Raw genomic sequence first — 15,367 nt, 5'->3', positions numbered from 1 at the left:
GACGGCCTGATCAGTTCAGCCGCGTGCCCAGCTGAGCGATGGCGGCGTCGAGGAGCGGATCGCTCTTCTGGCCGGCCACACGGGCGGTCAGGATCTGTTCGGCGGCCTTGGCGGCCAGATCGGCGGCGGCGGCCTTCACCTCAGCGGCGGCCTGGGCCTCGGCCTGGGCGATGCGACGCTCGGCCAGAGCCTGACGGCGGGTCAGGGTCTCTTCCAGCTTGGCTTTCGCCTCTTCTTCCATGCGGCGGGCGTCGGCTTCGGCGGCCTTCAGCATCTCGGCGGCCTGGGCTTCAGCCTCGGCCTTCTCGGCGCGGATCTGGGCCAGCAGGGCCTCGGCCTCGGCGCGCAGGCGGGCGGCCTCGTCGAGTTCAGCCTGGATCTTGGCGGCCTTGGCGTCGAGCACGCCCGCGACCAGCTTGGGCACGCCGGCGATGGCGGCGATCACGAAGAAGATGATCAGACCGATGGCGACCCAAAGTTCCGGGTTGGCCAGGTCGTAGAGATGGGGATTGAAGAATTCCATCAGGCGGCGCCCTTCACGGCGGCGGCGGCTTCAGCGCCGGTCGGCGCTTTACCGGTGAGACGTTCGACAATCGCTACGGCGGTGTCCGACGCGATGGTCGAGACGTTGGCCATGGCGGCGTCGCGGGTTTTGCCGATCGCAGCTTCCGCCTCGGCGATACGAGCCGAGACGACGGCCTCTTCCGCGGCGGCGCGGGCGTTGGCTTCGTCGGTCACGCGGGTCTTGGCGGCGGTGGCCGTGGCGCGCGAGGCGGCGCGGGCCTCCTCGACTTCGCGCTTGGCGGCTTCGGCCTGACCGGCGGCTTCAGCCTGCACCTGACGAGCCGTCTCGACCGCGGTCGAAATGGTCGAGGCGCGCTCATCGAACACGCGACGCATGCGCGGCGCGAAGATCTTGGCGATCAGGAGGTAGAGAACGGCGAACAGGAAGACCAGATAGACGATCTGGCCGACCCAGTGCTGGAACTCGAACTGGGGCAGGCCGCCCGACTCGTGTTCACCGCCGTGAGCGGCTTCGGTCGTGGCGTGCGTGTCCTCGACCGCGACCGGGTGGGTCGCGTCTTCGGGCATGACGGGGTGGGCTTGAGCGGTCATCGGTCGCCTGGAGAAGAGTCTGGAAGGTCGTCAGCCGGCGGCGCGGACCGGGTCCGCGCCGCCGAAGCCGATTACGAGATCCAGATCAGGATGCCCATGACGAAGGCCAGGATGCCCAGGGCTTCAGCCAGGGCGGCGCCGACGAACAGGTTGCCGATTTGCGAGCCGGCGGCCGACGGGTTGCGCAGGGCGCCCGCCAGGAATTGGCCGAAGATGTTGCCGACGCCGATGCCGGCGCCGATCATGCCGCACATCGCGATGCCGGCGCCAATGAGTTTAGCGGCTTGGGGATCCATGGTCTCAGTCCTGTTGGTCTAGGTTTTGGTTGGGTTGGAAAGAACTGGTCCGGCCCTAGTGGGCGTGGTCCAGGTTGACCACATCGTTGAGGTAGATGCAGGTCAGAACGGCGAAAACGAAGGCCTGAAGGAAGGCCACGAGGAACTCGAGGGCGGTCAGGCCGATGGTCATGCCCAGCGACAGCGGGAAGACCAGGATGCCGAACCAGCCGGCGCCGCCGATGATCGCGGTGGCGACGAAACCGGCGAACACCTTCAGGGCGATGTGGCCGCCCATCATGTTGCCGAACAGACGAAGCGTCAGGGTGATGGGGCGCAGCAGGAACGAGAAGAACTCGATCAGGCCGACGACGGGGCGCATGACCAGCGGGGCGCCGGTCGGCCAGAACAGCTTCAGGAAGCCGACACCGTTCTTGACGATGCCGACGATGACCACCAGCGCGAAGGTGATGACGCCGAAGGTGGCCGTGATGGCCAGCTGCGAGGTGGCGGTGAAGCTCAGGAACATGCCGAGCAGGTTCATCGCCAGGATGAAGGTGAAGATCGAGAAGACGAACGGGAAGTATTTCTTGCCGTCGTGACCGATGATGGACTCGGTCAGGCCGTCGATCATGCCGAAGAGGGTCTCGCCCACGGCCTGCATGCGGCCCGGGACGACCTTGGCGCCGTTGGTCACGAGCGTCAGGAAACCCACGACGATGACGAAGGCGATGGTCATCGCCAGGTGCGAGTTCGTGAACGCGAGATCGACCTTGCCGACGAGCGGCAGGGTGACGTCGGGCAGATCGACGATCTTCTGGATCTGGAACTGGTGTAGCGGATCGGCCATCGGTCGATCAGGCTCCTTCATCTTCGTCGTCGAAGGGAACCGACTTCGGCTCCCCACTCTTGTTGGCCTCGGCCATGAGACGCTGCGCCGTGCGCCACGCCATCCAGACCGAGAGGGCGAAGCCCAGAAGGACCCCGCCGATAATCCCCACCGGCGAGGTGCCGGCGAAATGATCGACCCCGAAGCCGATCGCGAGACCCACGAAGACGCCGCCGAACAGGTCGGCGATGATCTTCCAGGCCTGGCCCGCCGCCGCCTGACCCGCAGCCTCGTGAGAGAGCGGCGGCGCGGTGCGCGCCTCCAGGTCGGATGCGCTCTTGTTGAGACGAGCGATCGCCTCTTCGCGCGATTCCGGTGGCAGGGACATGGCGGCCTCAGCGCTCCTTGATCCGCCGGTTGGCGAACCCCGGAGGGGGTCTGAATTCGGCGCGGAACCTATAGGCGAGACCCCCGCAGGTCAAGGCGGCGCGAGGATGCTTTAGATCATTGAAAATGCGCACGATTATTTCGCCGTTTGAGCGGGCGTGGCGAACGGTCGCTGTGCTGCGCGAGGATTCGCGCACGGGCCGTCGAACCGGGCCGCATCAAAGTGACGGCGACGACCGCGCAACCGCGTCTATCCGCCCGGCGTCGGCGCCGGGATCGCCGGCTCCTCGCCGCAGCGCAGGCCGGTGTAGAGGCCGTTGAGGTAGTACCAGCGCTGCTCGATGGACCGCGCCCGGGCCTCGCGGCGCTCGCGCTCCGGCCGGGTCAGGGCGTCCGCGCCGGCCAGGGCCAGGCCCGCGCCGGGGATCAGCATGGAGGCGCCCGCGCGGCCGACGCCGACGACCGAACTGAACACTCCGCCGCCCTGCCCGCCCCCCATCTGCGCGCTGAGGTCGGCCGCCTCGTCGGAAATCTGCCGGCAGTTCATGGCCGCGTCGCCGGTGCGGAAGATCTGCAGTTGCTCGGGCGGCGGCGATTCCGCCGGCGCCTCCTGGGCGAGCACGGGCCCGGCGGCGAGCGCCAGGGCGAGAGACAGGACGATGGATTTCATGACGACGCTCCGAACCGCCCCGGTTCAAAACGGCATGCCGGCCTCTAAGTTGCCTCAGGCCCGAACCGCGCGGGTCGCCTCGACGCCCAGGGCCTGCAGGGCCGTGGCGGCGATCTGCTCGGCGTTCAGGCCGGCCTGGGCGTACTGGACCGCCGGGCTGTCCTGGTCCTGGAAGACGTCGGGGAGGTGCAGGGTGCGGATCTTGAGCCCGCCGTCCAGCGCGCCCTTCTCGGCCAGCATCTGGAGCACGAAGGCGCCGAAGCCGCCCATGGCGCCCTCTTCCACCGTAATCAGGCATTCATGCTCGCGAGCGAGACGCAGGATCAGCGCCTCATCCAGCGGCTTGGCGAAGCGGGCGTCGGCGACGGTGGCCGAGACGCCGCGCGCGGCCAGGGCGTCGGCGGCCTTGAGCGATTCCTGCAGGCGGGTGCCCAGCGACAGGATGGCGACGGTCGTGCCCTCGCGCACGACGCGGCCCTTGCCGATCTGGAGCGGGGCGGCCAGTTCCGGAATCTCGACCCCGACGCCGTCGCCGCGCGGGTAGCGGAAGGCTGAGGGGCGGTCGTCGATCTCCAGGCTGGTGGCGATCATGGCGGCCAGCTCGGCCTCGTCCGAGGCGGCCATCAGGACCATGCCCGGCAGCGCGCCCATGTAGCCGATGTCGAAGCTGCCCGCGTGGGTCGAGCCGTCAGCGCCGACCAGGCCGGCGCGGTCCATGGCGAAGCGCACCGGCAGGGACTGGATAGCCACGTCGTGGACGACCTGGTCGTAGCCGCGCTGGAGGAAGGTCGAATAGATGGCGCAGACCGGCTTCATCCCGTCGGCGGCCAGGCCGGCGGCGAAGGTGACGGCGTGCTGCTCGGCGATGCCGACGTCATAGGTGCGGGTCGGGAAGGCCGCGCCGAACAGGTCGAGGCCGGTGCCCGAGGGCATGGCGGCGGTGATGGCCACCACCGTCGGATCGATCTGAGCCCGCTTGATCAGCTCTGTGCCGAACACCTTGGTGTAGCTGGGCGCGTTGGAGACCGGCTTGGACTGCTTGCCCGAGACGACGTCGAACTTGACCACGGCATGCAGTTTGTCGGCGCTGCTCTCGGCCGGGGCGTAGCCCTTGCCCTTCTGGGTCACGACATGGACCAGCACCGGACGGTCGGTGATGGCGGCGGCGTTCTTCAGGATGGGGACCAGGTTGTCCATGTCGTGCCCGTCGATGGGGCCGACGTAGTAGAAGCCCAGCTCCTCGAAGAAGGTGCCGCCGACGATCATGCCGCGGGCGTATTCCTCGGCCTTGCGGGCGGCGTTCTTGAACGGGCGCGGCAGGTGCTCGACGAATTTCTTGCCGATGTTGCGGACCTGGCGATAGGCGCCGCCCGAGACCTGACGGGCCAGATAGGCGCTCATGCCGCCGACCGGCGGGGCGATCGACATGTCGTTGTCGTTCAGGATCACCATCAGCTGGCCGTTGGTGGCCTCGGCCGCATTGTTCATGGCCTCGTAGGCCATGCCGGCGGAGATGGAGCCGTCGCCGATGACGGCGACCACGCGGTTGCTCTCGCCCTTCTGGTCGCGGGCGGCGGCGAAGCCGAGCGCAGCGCTGATCGAAGTCGAGGCGTGGGCCGCGCCGAAGGGGTCGTATTCGCTCTCGGATCGCTTGGTGAAGCCCGACAGGCCGCCGCCCTGACGCAGGGTGCGGATGCGGTCGCGGCGTCCGGTCAGAATCTTGTGCGGATAGCACTGGTGACCGACGTCCCAGATCAGGATGTCCCTGGGCGTCTCGAACACATGGTGCAGGGCGACCGTCAGCTCGACCACGCCCAGGCCGGCGCCGAGGTGGCCGCCGGTCACCGATACGGCGTCGATGGTCTCGGTCCGCACGTCGTCAGCCAGCTGCTTCAGCTGGGCGATGTCGAAGTCCCGCATATCGGCGGGGAACTTCACCTGGTCGAGGATCGGGGTATCGGGCATGCGGGCGGTTCGTACCTAGGCCTTTGGTCTTCCAACACGCAGTAGAGCATTTCGCTGCGGTCGAGGTCGATGCGATCTGAAAAATCCGTGCAGGACCAGTGCAGGGATCCGCTCCGTATCAGGACCGGCGCTGAAGCACAAAGTCCACGCTGGCCTTAAGGATATCCGCGTCGGGCCCGAACACGTCCAAGTGGGCGCGGGCCTGGTCCGCCAGGTGCGCGACCCTGTGCCGCGCCTGGTCGACGCCCAGCAGGGTGACGAAATTGGTCTTGCCCTGGGCGTGATCCTTGCGGGCCGCCTTGCCCAGAATGTCCTCGTCGCCCTCGACGTCCAGCAGGTCGTCGACGATCTGGTAGGCCAGGCCGATGTCGTGGGCGAAGCTGGTCAGGGCCTGGCGGTGCACCTCGCGGGCCTGGGCGATGATCAGCGGGATCTCGAAGGCGAAGGTGAACAAGGCGCCGGTCTTGAGCCGCTGCATGCGGGCCACGCCGCCCAGGTCGTCGCGGACGCCAAGGAGGTCGATCATCTGGCCGCCGGCCATGCCGCGCGCGCCGGACGCCATCGACAGACGGGCCGCCAGCTCGCAGCGGATGGCGGGATCCTCGTGGGTGTCCTCGTGCAGGATGATGTCGAAGGCGGCGGTCTGCAGCGCATCGCCGGCGAGGACGGCGGTAGCCTCGTCATAGGCGATGTGCACCGTCGGACGGCCGCGCCGGACGTCGTCATCGTCCATGCAGGGCAGGTCGTCATGGACCAGGCTGTAGGCGTGGACGCACTCCAGGGCGCAGGCGGCGCGCAGGACCGGGCGTTCCTCGATGTCGAACAGCTGGGCGGCTTCGAGGGCGAAGAAGGGCCGCAGCCGCTTGCCCGGACCGAGCGCGGCGTAGCGCATGGCCTCGGTGAGGCGCGATTCCGGCCCCTCGGCGCGCGGCAGCAATTCATCCAGCGCCACGGTGACCAGGTCGGCGACCTCGGCCACCCGGTCGATGACGCCCTGCTCGGGCGAGTTGGCGGCGTGAGGCTTGTTCAGAACAGCCTCCCGCCCACGGGAACGTCGCGATCGACCCCGACCAGCACCACGGCGCCGTTCTCGTCAGGGAAGCCGAGGGTCAGGACCTCGGACCGGACCGGCCCGATCTGGCGCGGCGGGAAGTTGACCACGGCGGCGACCTTGCGGCCCTCCAGCTCCTCGAGCGTGTAGTGCACGGTGATCTGGGCCGAGGACTTCTTGACCCCGATGTCCGGACCGAAGTCGATGGTCAGCTTGTAGGCGGGCTTGCGGGCCTCCGGGAACGGCTCGGCCTTCAGCACCCGGCCGACGCGAATATCGACCTTCATGAAGTCGTCGAAGCCGATGGTTTCGGCCGGTCCGGACATCAGTCGAACGCCGCCGGCTCGGCGCCGCGCGGCTGGCCGTCGGGACCCACGACGATCTTCTCGACGCGCAGTTGGGCGGCCTTCAGCCGCGCCTCGCAATGCGCCTTCAGGCGCGCGCCCTCCTCGTACAGGGCGATCGATTCCTCGAGCGGCGCCTGGCCGGATTCCAGCTTCTGGACGATCTGCTCCAGGCGCTGCAGCGCGTCTTCAAAACTCAGTTCGGCGGGGATGGGAGTGTCGGTCATAGGGCTTCCACGGACGAACACCTTCCTTAGTCAGTGGACCCCGTGGCGGCAATGCGTTGAAAGGGCGTTCCACATACCGTCGTTACCGACTACACGCGTTCAGGTTCGGGAAGAGCGGGGAGCGATCATGCGGGGATGGCTGATCATCGCGGGAGTGTGCGCCGGACTGGCGGGCTGCGCCACCGTGCCTCGCGACCAGGCGGCAGATCTAGCCAAGAGCGGCGCGGAGGCCTCGGACCTTGCGGCGAAGGAGGTGCGCGACCTGTCGGGACGGCTGGACCGGCAGGAAGAGCTGATGGCCTTCACCAACACCTGGGAGACCTGCATCGAACTGGCCGATCCGAACCAGTGTGAGCCGGCGGACCAGAGCGACGCCAACGCCCAGGAGGTCGGCAAGCTGATCCGGGCGATCAACCTGAGGGCCGATGCGCTGACCGCCCTGGCCGACGCTTATCGGGCGCTGGGACAGGAGGCGCAGTACGACGCGGCGGGCGCGATGGAGGCCGTGGTCGGTCGCCTGACCACCAGCGTCAACGCCTATGCCGACATCCTGCAACCCGGATCGGGCGCCCTGATCAGCGCCCCTCTGGGCAGCGCGATCAGTCAGGGCGCGGGGCTGCTGGCCGGCGACCGGCAACGGACCCGGCTGCGCAACGGCAGCGCCCGCATCCGCGACGCCGTCGTCCTGCTGCGCCGGTCGCTGGGGGCCGAGATGCGGCTGTTCAACGCCCTGTCGGGATCGTTCGCTGATCAGGAAGGCGCCGCGGTCGAGGCCCTCTACAACGCCGGACTGATCTCGCGATCGCCTCTGTTGCAGCCCATGGCCGCCGACCTGGGCGTGACCCTGGTCCCTGACGCCGAGCAGATCCTGGCGTCCAATCCCAGCGCGCGGGGCGCGACCCTCGCCTTCCTGCGCGGACAGGCCAATGACCGGGTGCGCCTGCAGGCCGCGCGCTATGACGCCATCCTGAACACCCTCGCCAAGCTGGAGACGGCCCACACCGATTTCGAGACCGTGGGTGCCGCCGACATCGCGGACCTGAACCGGGCCATCGCCGAGATCACAGCCCTGATCCCCGCGCCGAAGGAGGCCGCCCGATGAGCAGCACCCATGAGGAGCGCTTCGCCCTGGCCGCGCAGGCTTATTCGGATGCGTGGAGCGCCCGCAAGACGGACCGCAAGGCCTGCGGCGGCGACGCGGTGAAGCTGAAGGCGGTCAACGCCAACCTGGACGGCCTTCACACCCAGATGCTGCGCGCCGCCAACGCCTGGCTGGCCGAAACCGGCCCGGCGGTGGAGGCCGCGTTCAAGGCCGCGAAGGACGCCAAGGCCGCGGTCGACAAGGCGCGTAAGGACGAGGTGGACATCGTCACCCGGCTGCGGGCGTTCGCCGATCTGCTGGACGGGGTGAAAACCCTGATCGACAAGGCGGCGAAGGCGACGGAAGACGCCTGACCGGCTCAGGGCGACGGCGTCTCTACCCGGCGGGCGGAGATGATACGGACCCGCGGCTCCAGCATCTGGCCCTGCATGACACCTTCGCCTTCAGTCGGCGACTTGGGCGCCGCCAGGATGGTGCGAACCACATCCATGCCCTCGACCACATGGCCGAACACGGCGTAGCCCGGATCGTCGGGCGTGGTCTTGCCGGCGTCCAGCGAGGTCAGGCTGCCCACGATGATGAAGAAGTCGGCCGTCGCCGTGCCGGGCGCGTTCTGCGCCATCGACAGGGCGCCTTCGGTGTGGGTCAGGCCGGTCTGGCTGGTCGGTTCATGCGCCACGGGCGGCAGGATCCGGTCCCGGGCTCCGCTGGCGCCGCCCTGGATCAGGCCCGCGTCCGGCCCCAGTTGCATGGCGCGATAGAAGGTCAGGCCGTCGAGACGGCGCTGATCGACATAGCGGAGGAAGTTGGCCGAGGTCAGCGGCGCGCGCGGATCGGTCTCGACGAGGATGGTCCCCAGATCGGTGACGAGGGCCACGCGGACCCCGGCGGGTGCGGGCGTCGCGGCGTCCTGGGCCAGGACCGGGCCGGCGCCGAACAGCAGAAGAAGGCCGAGGAGGCCGGAAAGCAGGGATCGCCGGATCATGACGCCTCCGTTTCGCTTCAGCGCTTCTCGTAGCGGCGCTGGGACCAGTAGCGGAAGCCCTGGTTGTGAACCAGCTTCCACCCGTCGGCCTTCAGGCGGCGACCGACCATGTGATTGAAATAGCCGTGCGCCAGCACCAGCACGTCCTGACCGCTTTCGGCGCGTCCGATGAGGACCTGGGCGGCCTGCTCGGCGCGGGCCTCGGCCTCGTGCCGGGTCTCCTGACCCTCGTGGTGATTGAAGGCGTGCCACCAGAAACGGGCGACCGCGCCCCAGTATTTCGGCGGCAGCTTGAACCAGGCGGGGAAGTGCGGCGGCGGCAGCGGCGCCTCGATGAACAGGGCGTCGGTCATGACCTCCTTGCCCGCGGCGGCGGCGGCGGCCGTCTCCTGCGCACGGGGGCGGGTCGAAGCGTAGATGGCGCCCGCGCCCTCGGCGGCGGCGACCAGTTCAGGCGGAGGGGTCTGGCCGGCGCGCAGGCCGCCGATCTCATACTTCGCCCACCAGTCGCGGTACTGGTCCGAGGTCAGCATGCATTTGCGCGACAGGGCCGGTTCGCCATGGCGGGCCAGGATAATGGCGCCGGGACGCACCGCGACCAGCGCCGCCCTGACGCGATCTTGGGGCGGGACAGGCTCTGACGGCGCGGACGCGGGGGTATCGACCAAGGATGAGTCTCTAGCGGCGAGGGGCATAACATTGGAGGGCCAAACCTTTGGCAGACCGTCCTTATTCCTCCCCCAGGGCCTGTACATGGGCGACCGCCGAACGGCCCAGCCCTTCTAGGTCGTAACCGCCCTCGAGCGATGAGACAACCTTCCCGCCGCAGCACGAACGCGCGACCTCTATGACGGCGCGGGTGGCCCAGGCGAAATCCTCGGCCTCCAGGCTCTGGTGGGCCAATGGATCGCGGCGGTGCGCGTCGAATCCGGAGGAGATCAGAATCAGGTCGGGCCGAAAGCCCTGCAAGGCCGGCATCAGTCCGCCGGCGAAGGTCGCGCGCCACGCCTCGCGCGCCGCGTGGGGCGCGACGGGCGCGTTGACGATGTTGCCGACGCCGGTCTCGGAGGCAGCGCCCGTGCCGGGATAGAGCGGCATCTGGTGGATGGAGCCCAGAAACAGGCTGTCGTCGGTCTCGAACGCCGCCTGGGTGCCGTTGCCGTGGTGCACGTCGAAATCGATCACGGCGACGCGGACCAGGCCTTCCGACTGGGCCACGCGGGCGGCGACGGCGACGTTGGAGAACAGGCAGAACCCCATGGCCCGGTCGGGCTCGGCGTGGTGACCGGGCGGACGGACGGCGGCGAAGGCGCGGGTCAGCTCGCCCCGGGCCACGGCGCGCACCGCATCGACCACCGCCCCGGCGGCCAGGCGGGCGGCGCGGATGCTGCCGGGCGAAAGGACGGTATCGGCGTCCAGTTGGTTCAGCCCCTCGGCGGGCGAGGCGTCCAGCAGGCGGGCGACATAGGCCGCCGGGTGCAGCCGCTCCAGATCGGCGACCGAGGCTTCAGCGGCGGCGCGGCGGTCGCGGCCCAGGCCCGCGTCGTCCAGCGCGTCCAGCACCGCCTTCAGCCGCTCCGGGCTTTCCGGATGTCCCAGCCCCGGCTGATGGGCCAGCATGTCCGGATGGGTGAAGAGGGTCGCGCTCATGACCGTGAGACTAGGCTCTGGGTTCACCAAAATCATCCGCTCATCCCGGCGGACGCTGGGAGGCGCGGATTTAGGGGGTTGTGTTCACGGCGGCGCGAAGGCTCAAAGCGGGATAATGACCGACGCCCTGATCCGCCCCGCCCAGCCCGAAGACGCACAAGCCTTGGCCGACCTGGGCCGCCAGACCTTCATCGACACCTTCGTCGCCGCCGACGGCTTCGCCATTCCCTATCCGGAAGCCGACCTGACGGCCTTCCTGGACGCGAGCTTCAACGCCGACACGATCCGCACCAAACTGGCTGAGCCGGGCGCGGCCTGGTGGGTGGCGGAGCGCGACGGCGACCTGCTGGCCTTCGCCAACACCGGGCCGAACACCCTGCCCCACCCCGAGGGCGAGGCCGGCCACGCCGAGCTGCGGCGGCTGTACGTCTCGAAGGCCGCGCAGGGGCTGGGACTGGGCACCCGTCTGCTGGCGATCTCGCTGGAGTGGATGCAGGCCAATACCACCGGCCCGATGTGGATCGGGGTCTGGAGCGGCAACCTGAAGGCCCAGAAGCTCTACGAGGCCTACGGCTTCGAGAAGGCGGGCGAGTACCGCTATCCGGTCGGCTCGTGGTTCGATGACGAGTTCATCTTGCGGCGCGGCTGATCGGCGATCAGGTTAGGGGCATGCTCCTGCCCTTCTTCACCGCCCTGCGCGACGCGAAAGTCCCCGTGTCGATGAAGGAATGGCTCCATCTGATGGAGGCCATGGACAAGGGCGTGGCCGGCGGAAAGGTGGATGACTTCTACCACCTGTCGCGCGCCGTCCTGGTCAAGGACGAGAAGCACTACGACCGCTTTGACCAGGTGTTCGGCAAGGTGTTCGCGGGGATCGAGACGGTCGGCGCGGGCGAGGACCTGACCACCGACCTCCCCGAGGACTGGCTGCGGCTGCTGAACGAGAAATTCCTCTCAGACGAGGAGAAGGCCCAGATCGAGGCCATGGGCGGCTTCGACAAGCTGATGGAGACGCTGAAAGAGCGTCTGGAAGAACAGAAGGGCCGGCACGAGGGCGGCAGCAAATGGGTCGGCACGGGCGGGACCAGCCCCTTCGGCCACGGCGGCTACAATCCCGAAGGCGTGCGCATCGGCGGCCCCGGCAAGCAGGGCCGGGCCGTAAAGGTCTGGGAGAAGCGCGAGTACAAGAACCTGGACGATCAGGTCGAACTGGGCACGCGCAACATCAAGGTCGCCCTGCGCCGCCTGCGCCGCTTCGCCCGCCAGGGCGCGGCGGACGAGCTGGACATGGACGCCACCATCGACGGCACGGCGCGCCAAGGCTGGCTGGACATCCACATGCGGCCCGAGCGGCGCAACACGATCAAGGTGCTGCTGTTCCTCGACATCGGCGGCTCGATGGATGCCCATGTGAAGATGTGCGAGGAGCTGTTCTCGGCGGCGAAGACCGAGTTCAAGCACCTGGAATTCTTCTATTTCCACAACTGCCTCTACGAGGGCGTGTGGAAGGACAACCGGCGCCGGCACGCCGAGAAGATCCCGACCTGGGATGTGCTGAACAAATACCCCGCCGACTGGCGCGCCATCTTCGTCGGCGACGCGACCATGAGCCCCTATGAGGTGACCATGCCCGGCGGCTCGGTCGAGCACTGGAACGAGGAGGCCGGCGCGGTCTGGCTGAAGCGGGCCACGCAGCAGTGGGACAAGGTGGCGTGGCTGAACCCGTCGCCGGAGCGGTACTGGAACTATTCGGCGTCCGTGGGCCTGATCCGCGATGTCATAGACGAGCGCATGTATCCGCTGACGCTGGACGGGCTGGAGAAGGCGATGCGGGCGCTGGCGAAATAGGCTAGCGTGGGACCGTACATTTCGGAGGCTCCCCCCATGCTGACCGCCGCCGTGCTTTCCGCCCTGATGCTGCAACAGGCCGCGCCCGGCCCGGTCGTCTGGACCGCGCCCGCGGAGCCCGCTCCCGCCGTGACCGCGACAGCCGCCGCCCCCGCGATTCCCGACTGGGCCCGCGCCGATCCTTTCGGCTATGAGCGCTCGGAATGCAGCCCCCTGATCCGCGCGGCCTCGGAGCCGATGGAGGCATGCCAAAGCCGCGTGCGCCTCGCCCTGGCCGCCAATCTCGGCGACGCCCTGCCCGCCGGCCTGCGCCCCAGCGGATCGCCGGACAACTGCCGCCAGGAAGCGGCCGGCGACCGCTATGCGATGCAGTGCGGCGCGCCGAGCCGCAGCGTGCCCGCCGGCCCGGATCTGAGCGACCGGAACTGCACAACCCGACCCGCCGTCACGAACCAGGGCGCGGTCGCTTTCCGCGAGGAATGCACGGTCGGCGGCCGGGAGGTTCGCGAAGAAGGCCTGAAGATCAACCTCGGCCGCCGCGACTGACTCCCCTCAGGCGGATACGCGAACGCCGCGCTCCCGGAGGGAACGCGGCGCTTCGAAATGCAGGATCGGACGGTCCTAGCTGCGCTTGTCGCCGCGCAGGGTGTCCTTGAGGCCGCCGACGGCGTTCTGGATCTTGCCGGCGGCCTGGTCGGCCTTGCCTTCCGCTTTCAGCTTTTCGTCGCCGGTGATCTTGCCGGCGAGTTCCTTGGCCTTGCCGCCGATGTTCTTGGCGGCGCCGTCGATACGGTCTTGATCGGGCATCAGAGTCTCCTTGGAAGAGCGCCGAGGGGAGGACGGCGCTTCGATAGGAGAACGGGCGAAGGCGGAGCGATGTTCCCGCCCGCGTCACAGTGTGCGGGACCGTACGGAGATCAGCCCTAGAGTGAAATCGGTTGAGCTGGACGCTGTCCAGCTCGGCTCAGATTTCGCTCCAGTTTGATGCTGGACCATTTTTTGGATTCAGGTCGATCCGACCTGAAGCAAAAATGGTCTTGCGCCGCAACCACGCCGCCACCGCCCAGGCATGGGCGTCGTGGCGCAGCTCGTTCAGGGCGGTGTGCGGATGCAGCCAGACCAGCTCATGATCCGCCTCGACCTTGGCCGAGGGATCCAGCGAGACCTGTTCGGCGATCCAGTAGCCGCCGGTATTGTTGAGAGGCTCGCCGGTCGATTTGCGGAAGAACTGGGAGGCCTCGGCGATGCGGGCGAAGGGGCGAACGGTCATGCCCGTCTCCTCCACGAACTCGCGGATCAGCGCCTGTTCCTCGTTCTCGTCGCCGTCCACCGCGCCGCCCGGCAGGTCGTAATAGCTGCCCTCGCCGCGATCGACCCGAACACAGGCCAGCTTGCTGTCGCGGAAGACCAGGCCGAAGGCGGTGGGGCGCAGGACATAGTCGAGCCCAGGCTCCGCAACGCCGAACTGCAAGGCGGCGGTCATGTCAGAGATCGAAGGCCAGGCGCGCGCGAACGCCCTTGTGCGCCCGGTCGAACTCGACCGTCGAACGCAGGCCCGAGGCCATGGCCGAGATGATCTTGCCGCCCAGACCGGTGCCCTTGGGGGATCCGTCACCCATGCCCGGGCCGTCGTCCTCGACGGTCAGCAGGGCGCGGCCGTCAGCGTCGGCGCGCAGGATGACGCGGATCTCGCCCCCTTGTCCGGGCGCGTAGGCGTACTTCACCGCGTTGGTGACCAGCTCGGTGACCACCACGCCAAGGGAAACCGCCTGATCGGTCGACACCCGCAGGGGCTCGACCTCAAGCGTGATGGCGGGCGAGCCCGCGCCCGGTCCCACCGACTTGCCCAGCTCGTCGATCAGGCCCTTCAGGTACTCGTCCATGTCCACGGAGGTCATGTCGCCCGAGGTGTAGAGGCGGCGGTGGACGTGGGCGACGGCCTCGATGCGGGCCTGGGATTCCTTCAGCGCCGCCCGGGCGCCCTCATCGGCGAGGTGGCGCAGCTGTAGCGACATGAAGCTGGACACCAGCTGCAGCGAGTTGCCGACACGATGGTTGACCTCGCGCAGCATGGCCTCGGCGCGGTCGCGGGCGAGGCGGACCTGTTCCTGCGCCTCGTCATGCTCGCGCTGCAGGCGGCGGCGCCGCACCGCTTCCTCGACCGCGTTGCGCAGCAGGGCGGTGAAGTCCTCGGACACGTCCTTGATGACGTAGTCGGCGGCGCCGGCGCGCAGGGCGGCGACGGCGATGCGCCCCTCCTGGGCTCCGGTCACATAGACCACCGGCGGCGGGTCGGTCAGAGCGACGATGTCCGGCAATACGTCCAGCCCGTCGCGGCCGGGCATGTAGTGGTCCAGGGCGACGGCGTCGAAATCGCCCGGACGCGTGATGAGAAGGTTCAGCCCCGCATCCCCGTCGGGGGCGCAGGAAACGGCGTAGCCGTGACGCCCGAGCTCCTTCTCGACCAACCGCGACAGTCCGCGGTCATCGTCGATGTAGAGCAGGCGGATGACCTCCCCGTGGGTCTTCACTCGATCTCCGGCGCCTGCATGACGGACAGGAAAAGCCCGAGCTGGCGGATAGCTCCCGCAAAGCTTTCGTAGTCGACCGGCTTGGTGATGTAGACGTTGCAGCCCAGATCGTAGCAGCGCTGGATCTCGACCTTGTCGTCCGTGGTGGTCAGGACGACCACCGGCGCGCGGCGCAGTCGCTCGTCGTTCTTGACCTTCTCCAGAATGTCCGTGCCCGACATGTCCGGCAGGTTCAGGTCCAGCAGGATCAGCAGCGGCCCGTTGGCCTTGACGGGGGCGCTGAACAGATAGTCCAGGGCGGAGCTGCCGTCGGCGAAGTGCGCGATATCATTGGCGATGTTGGCGCGGCGGATATTCTTTTCGATCAGCTTGGCGTGACCGAGATCA

General features: G+C 68.5%; 22 protein-coding genes. 5 read left to right on the top strand and 17 right to left on the bottom strand.

Going from position 1 to position 15,367, the window contains the following annotated elements; translation table 11 throughout:
* Positions 1-10: 10 nt before the first annotated feature.
* The 10 genes from Q0C81_RS06095 to Q0C81_RS06050 all read right to left on the bottom strand — a co-directional run bounded on the left by Q0C81_RS06095 (position 11) and on the right by Q0C81_RS06050 (position 6,864).
* The gene (locus Q0C81_RS06095; protein ID WP_291835039.1) at positions 11-523 is read right to left on the bottom strand and encodes a F0F1 ATP synthase subunit B; all 513 of its coding nucleotides are present in this window, start codon (positions 521-523) and stop codon (positions 11-13) included.
* Positions 523-1,116 (bottom strand): hypothetical protein, encoded by a 594-nt coding sequence (locus Q0C81_RS06090; RefSeq protein WP_291835036.1) that lies wholly within the window; start codon positions 1,114-1,116, stop codon positions 523-525. Before Q0C81_RS06090 ends, Q0C81_RS06095 begins: the two co-directional genes overlap by 1 nt.
* A gap of 71 nt (positions 1,117-1,187) precedes the next feature.
* Complete coding sequence (locus Q0C81_RS06085) at positions 1,188-1,412, bottom strand: F0F1 ATP synthase subunit C (protein ID WP_056619394.1); 225 nt, start codon at positions 1,410-1,412, stop codon at positions 1,188-1,190.
* A gap of 55 nt (positions 1,413-1,467) precedes the next feature.
* Positions 1,468-2,241, bottom strand: coding sequence for a F0F1 ATP synthase subunit A (locus tag Q0C81_RS06080; protein ID WP_291835025.1), 774 nt, complete (start codon positions 2,239-2,241; stop codon positions 1,468-1,470).
* Positions 2,242-2,248: 7 nt separating this feature from the next.
* Complete coding sequence (locus tag Q0C81_RS06075; protein WP_291835022.1) at positions 2,249-2,608, bottom strand: AtpZ/AtpI family protein; 360 nt, start codon at positions 2,606-2,608, stop codon at positions 2,249-2,251.
* 249 nt (positions 2,609-2,857) lie between these two features.
* Positions 2,858-3,277 (bottom strand): hypothetical protein, encoded by a 420-nt coding sequence (locus Q0C81_RS06070; protein ID WP_291835019.1) that lies wholly within the window; start codon positions 3,275-3,277, stop codon positions 2,858-2,860.
* A 54-nt stretch (positions 3,278-3,331) separates the two neighbouring features.
* Positions 3,332-5,242, bottom strand: a complete 1,911-nt coding sequence (dxs, locus tag Q0C81_RS06065; protein WP_291835017.1) for a 1-deoxy-D-xylulose-5-phosphate synthase — start codon at positions 5,240-5,242, stop codon at positions 3,332-3,334.
* Positions 5,243-5,360: 118 nt separating this feature from the next.
* Positions 5,361-6,230: a polyprenyl synthetase family protein gene (locus Q0C81_RS06060; protein ID WP_291835042.1), complete on the bottom strand. Its 870-nt coding sequence runs from the start codon at positions 6,228-6,230 to the stop codon at positions 5,361-5,363.
* A 38-nt stretch (positions 6,231-6,268) separates the two neighbouring features.
* Positions 6,269-6,619, bottom strand: a complete 351-nt coding sequence (locus Q0C81_RS06055; RefSeq protein ID WP_291835015.1) for a tRNA-binding protein — start codon at positions 6,617-6,619, stop codon at positions 6,269-6,271.
* The gene (locus Q0C81_RS06050) at positions 6,619-6,864 is read right to left on the bottom strand and encodes an exodeoxyribonuclease VII small subunit (protein WP_291835012.1); all 246 of its coding nucleotides are present in this window, start codon (positions 6,862-6,864) and stop codon (positions 6,619-6,621) included. Before Q0C81_RS06050 ends, Q0C81_RS06055 begins: the two co-directional genes overlap by 1 nt.
* 127 nt (positions 6,865-6,991) lie before the next feature.
* Between Q0C81_RS06050 and Q0C81_RS06045 the strand changes: the two genes are divergently transcribed.
* Positions 6,992-7,966 carry a hypothetical protein gene (locus tag Q0C81_RS06045; protein WP_291835010.1) on the top strand — a complete coding sequence of 325 codons (975 nt, stop codon included), beginning with the start codon at positions 6,992-6,994 and terminating at the stop codon, positions 7,964-7,966.
* Positions 7,963-8,319 carry a hypothetical protein gene (locus Q0C81_RS06040; protein WP_291835007.1) on the top strand — a complete coding sequence of 119 codons (357 nt, stop codon included), beginning with the start codon at positions 7,963-7,965 and terminating at the stop codon, positions 8,317-8,319. The genes Q0C81_RS06045 and Q0C81_RS06040 overlap by 4 nt, the downstream gene beginning before the upstream one ends.
* Positions 8,320-8,324: 5 nt before the next feature.
* Here Q0C81_RS06040 and Q0C81_RS06035 read toward each other — a convergent pair whose 3' ends face one another.
* From Q0C81_RS06035 to Q0C81_RS06025, 3 genes are all read right to left on the bottom strand, one after another.
* Positions 8,325-8,951: a peptidylprolyl isomerase gene (locus Q0C81_RS06035; protein ID WP_291835004.1), complete on the bottom strand. Its 627-nt coding sequence runs from the start codon at positions 8,949-8,951 to the stop codon at positions 8,325-8,327.
* A 17-nt stretch (positions 8,952-8,968) separates the two neighbouring features.
* Positions 8,969-9,619: a histidine phosphatase family protein gene (locus Q0C81_RS06030; protein WP_291835000.1), complete on the bottom strand. Its 651-nt coding sequence runs from the start codon at positions 9,617-9,619 to the stop codon at positions 8,969-8,971.
* 61 nt (positions 9,620-9,680) lie between these two features.
* A complete protein-coding gene (locus Q0C81_RS06025; RefSeq protein ID WP_291834997.1) occupies positions 9,681-10,601 on the bottom strand; it encodes a histone deacetylase family protein in 921 nt (306 codons plus the stop codon).
* Positions 10,602-10,716: 115 nt separating this feature from the next.
* Between Q0C81_RS06025 and Q0C81_RS06020 the strand changes: the two genes are divergently transcribed.
* The 3 genes from Q0C81_RS06020 to Q0C81_RS06010 are packed head-to-tail and all read left to right on the top strand — an operon-like array spanning position 10,717 to position 12,995.
* Positions 10,717-11,250 (top strand): GNAT family N-acetyltransferase, encoded by a 534-nt coding sequence (locus Q0C81_RS06020; RefSeq protein ID WP_291834995.1) that lies wholly within the window; start codon positions 10,717-10,719, stop codon positions 11,248-11,250.
* A gap of 20 nt (positions 11,251-11,270) precedes the next feature.
* Entirely contained in the window at positions 11,271-12,449 is a 1,179-nt protein-coding gene (locus Q0C81_RS06015) for a VWA domain-containing protein (protein WP_291834991.1), read from the top strand.
* A 36-nt stretch (positions 12,450-12,485) separates the two neighbouring features.
* Positions 12,486-12,995: a hypothetical protein gene (locus Q0C81_RS06010; RefSeq protein WP_291834989.1), complete on the top strand. Its 510-nt coding sequence runs from the start codon at positions 12,486-12,488 to the stop codon at positions 12,993-12,995.
* 75 nt (positions 12,996-13,070) lie between these two features.
* On the opposite strand, the gene Q0C81_RS06005 is transcribed toward Q0C81_RS06010, so the two are convergent.
* From Q0C81_RS06005 to Q0C81_RS05990, 4 genes are all read right to left on the bottom strand, one after another.
* Positions 13,071-13,256: a CsbD family protein gene (locus Q0C81_RS06005; protein ID WP_291834986.1), complete on the bottom strand. Its 186-nt coding sequence runs from the start codon at positions 13,254-13,256 to the stop codon at positions 13,071-13,073.
* 157 nt (positions 13,257-13,413) lie between these two features.
* Positions 13,414-13,932: an NUDIX domain-containing protein gene (locus tag Q0C81_RS06000; RefSeq protein ID WP_291834984.1), complete on the bottom strand. Its 519-nt coding sequence runs from the start codon at positions 13,930-13,932 to the stop codon at positions 13,414-13,416.
* A gap of 1 nt (position 13,933) precedes the next feature.
* Positions 13,934-14,980, bottom strand: a complete 1,047-nt coding sequence (locus Q0C81_RS05995; RefSeq protein ID WP_291834981.1) for a histidine kinase dimerization/phosphoacceptor domain -containing protein — start codon at positions 14,978-14,980, stop codon at positions 13,934-13,936.
* Positions 14,977-15,367: response regulator (locus tag Q0C81_RS05990; RefSeq protein ID WP_291834979.1), on the bottom strand; the 391-nt coding region annotated here is incomplete at its 5' end. The genes Q0C81_RS05990 and Q0C81_RS05995, both read right to left, overlap by 4 nt.

Origin of the sequence: Brevundimonas sp. (assembly GCF_023259385.1) — a bacterium.
Lineage (GTDB): Bacteria > Pseudomonadota > Alphaproteobacteria > Caulobacterales > Caulobacteraceae > Brevundimonas.
The sequence above is the reverse complement of the archived record's forward strand: the minus strand, read 5'-3'. Positions and strand labels throughout refer to the sequence as shown.

Coding starts and splice junctions, on each gene's coding strand:
- Q0C81_RS06095 (WP_291835039.1), bottom strand. CDS start 523: ATGGAATTCTTCAATCCCCATCTCTACGACCTGGCCAACCCGGAACTT.
- Q0C81_RS06090 (WP_291835036.1), bottom strand. CDS start 1,116: ATGACCGCTCAAGCCCACCCCGTCATGCCCGAAGACGCGACCCACCCG.
- Q0C81_RS06085 (WP_056619394.1), bottom strand. CDS start 1,412: ATGGATCCCCAAGCCGCTAAACTCATTGGCGCCGGCATCGCGATGTGC.
- Q0C81_RS06080 (WP_291835025.1), bottom strand. CDS start 2,241: ATGGCCGATCCGCTACACCAGTTCCAGATCCAGAAGATCGTCGATCTG.
- Q0C81_RS06075 (WP_291835022.1), bottom strand. CDS start 2,608: ATGTCCCTGCCACCGGAATCGCGCGAAGAGGCGATCGCTCGTCTCAAC.
- Q0C81_RS06070 (WP_291835019.1), bottom strand. CDS start 3,277: ATGAAATCCATCGTCCTGTCTCTCGCCCTGGCGCTCGCCGCCGGGCCC.
- dxs (WP_291835017.1), bottom strand. CDS start 5,242: ATGCCCGATACCCCGATCCTCGACCAGGTGAAGTTCCCCGCCGATATG.
- Q0C81_RS06055 (WP_291835015.1), bottom strand. CDS start 6,619: ATGTCCGGACCGGCCGAAACCATCGGCTTCGACGACTTCATGAAGGTC.
- Q0C81_RS06050 (WP_291835012.1), bottom strand. CDS start 6,864: ATGACCGACACTCCCATCCCCGCCGAACTGAGTTTTGAAGACGCGCTG.
- Q0C81_RS06045 (WP_291835010.1), top strand. CDS start 6,992: ATGCGGGGATGGCTGATCATCGCGGGAGTGTGCGCCGGACTGGCGGGC.
- Q0C81_RS06040 (WP_291835007.1), top strand. CDS start 7,963: ATGAGCAGCACCCATGAGGAGCGCTTCGCCCTGGCCGCGCAGGCTTAT.
- Q0C81_RS06035 (WP_291835004.1), bottom strand. CDS start 8,951: ATGATCCGGCGATCCCTGCTTTCCGGCCTCCTCGGCCTTCTTCTGCTG.
- Q0C81_RS06025 (WP_291834997.1), bottom strand. CDS start 10,601: ATGAGCGCGACCCTCTTCACCCATCCGGACATGCTGGCCCATCAGCCG.
- Q0C81_RS06020 (WP_291834995.1), top strand. CDS start 10,717: ATGACCGACGCCCTGATCCGCCCCGCCCAGCCCGAAGACGCACAAGCC.
- Q0C81_RS06015 (WP_291834991.1), top strand. CDS start 11,271: ATGCTCCTGCCCTTCTTCACCGCCCTGCGCGACGCGAAAGTCCCCGTG.
- Q0C81_RS06010 (WP_291834989.1), top strand. CDS start 12,486: ATGCTGACCGCCGCCGTGCTTTCCGCCCTGATGCTGCAACAGGCCGCG.
- Q0C81_RS06005 (WP_291834986.1), bottom strand. CDS start 13,256: ATGCCCGATCAAGACCGTATCGACGGCGCCGCCAAGAACATCGGCGGC.
- Q0C81_RS06000 (WP_291834984.1), bottom strand. CDS start 13,932: ATGACCGCCGCCTTGCAGTTCGGCGTTGCGGAGCCTGGGCTCGACTAT.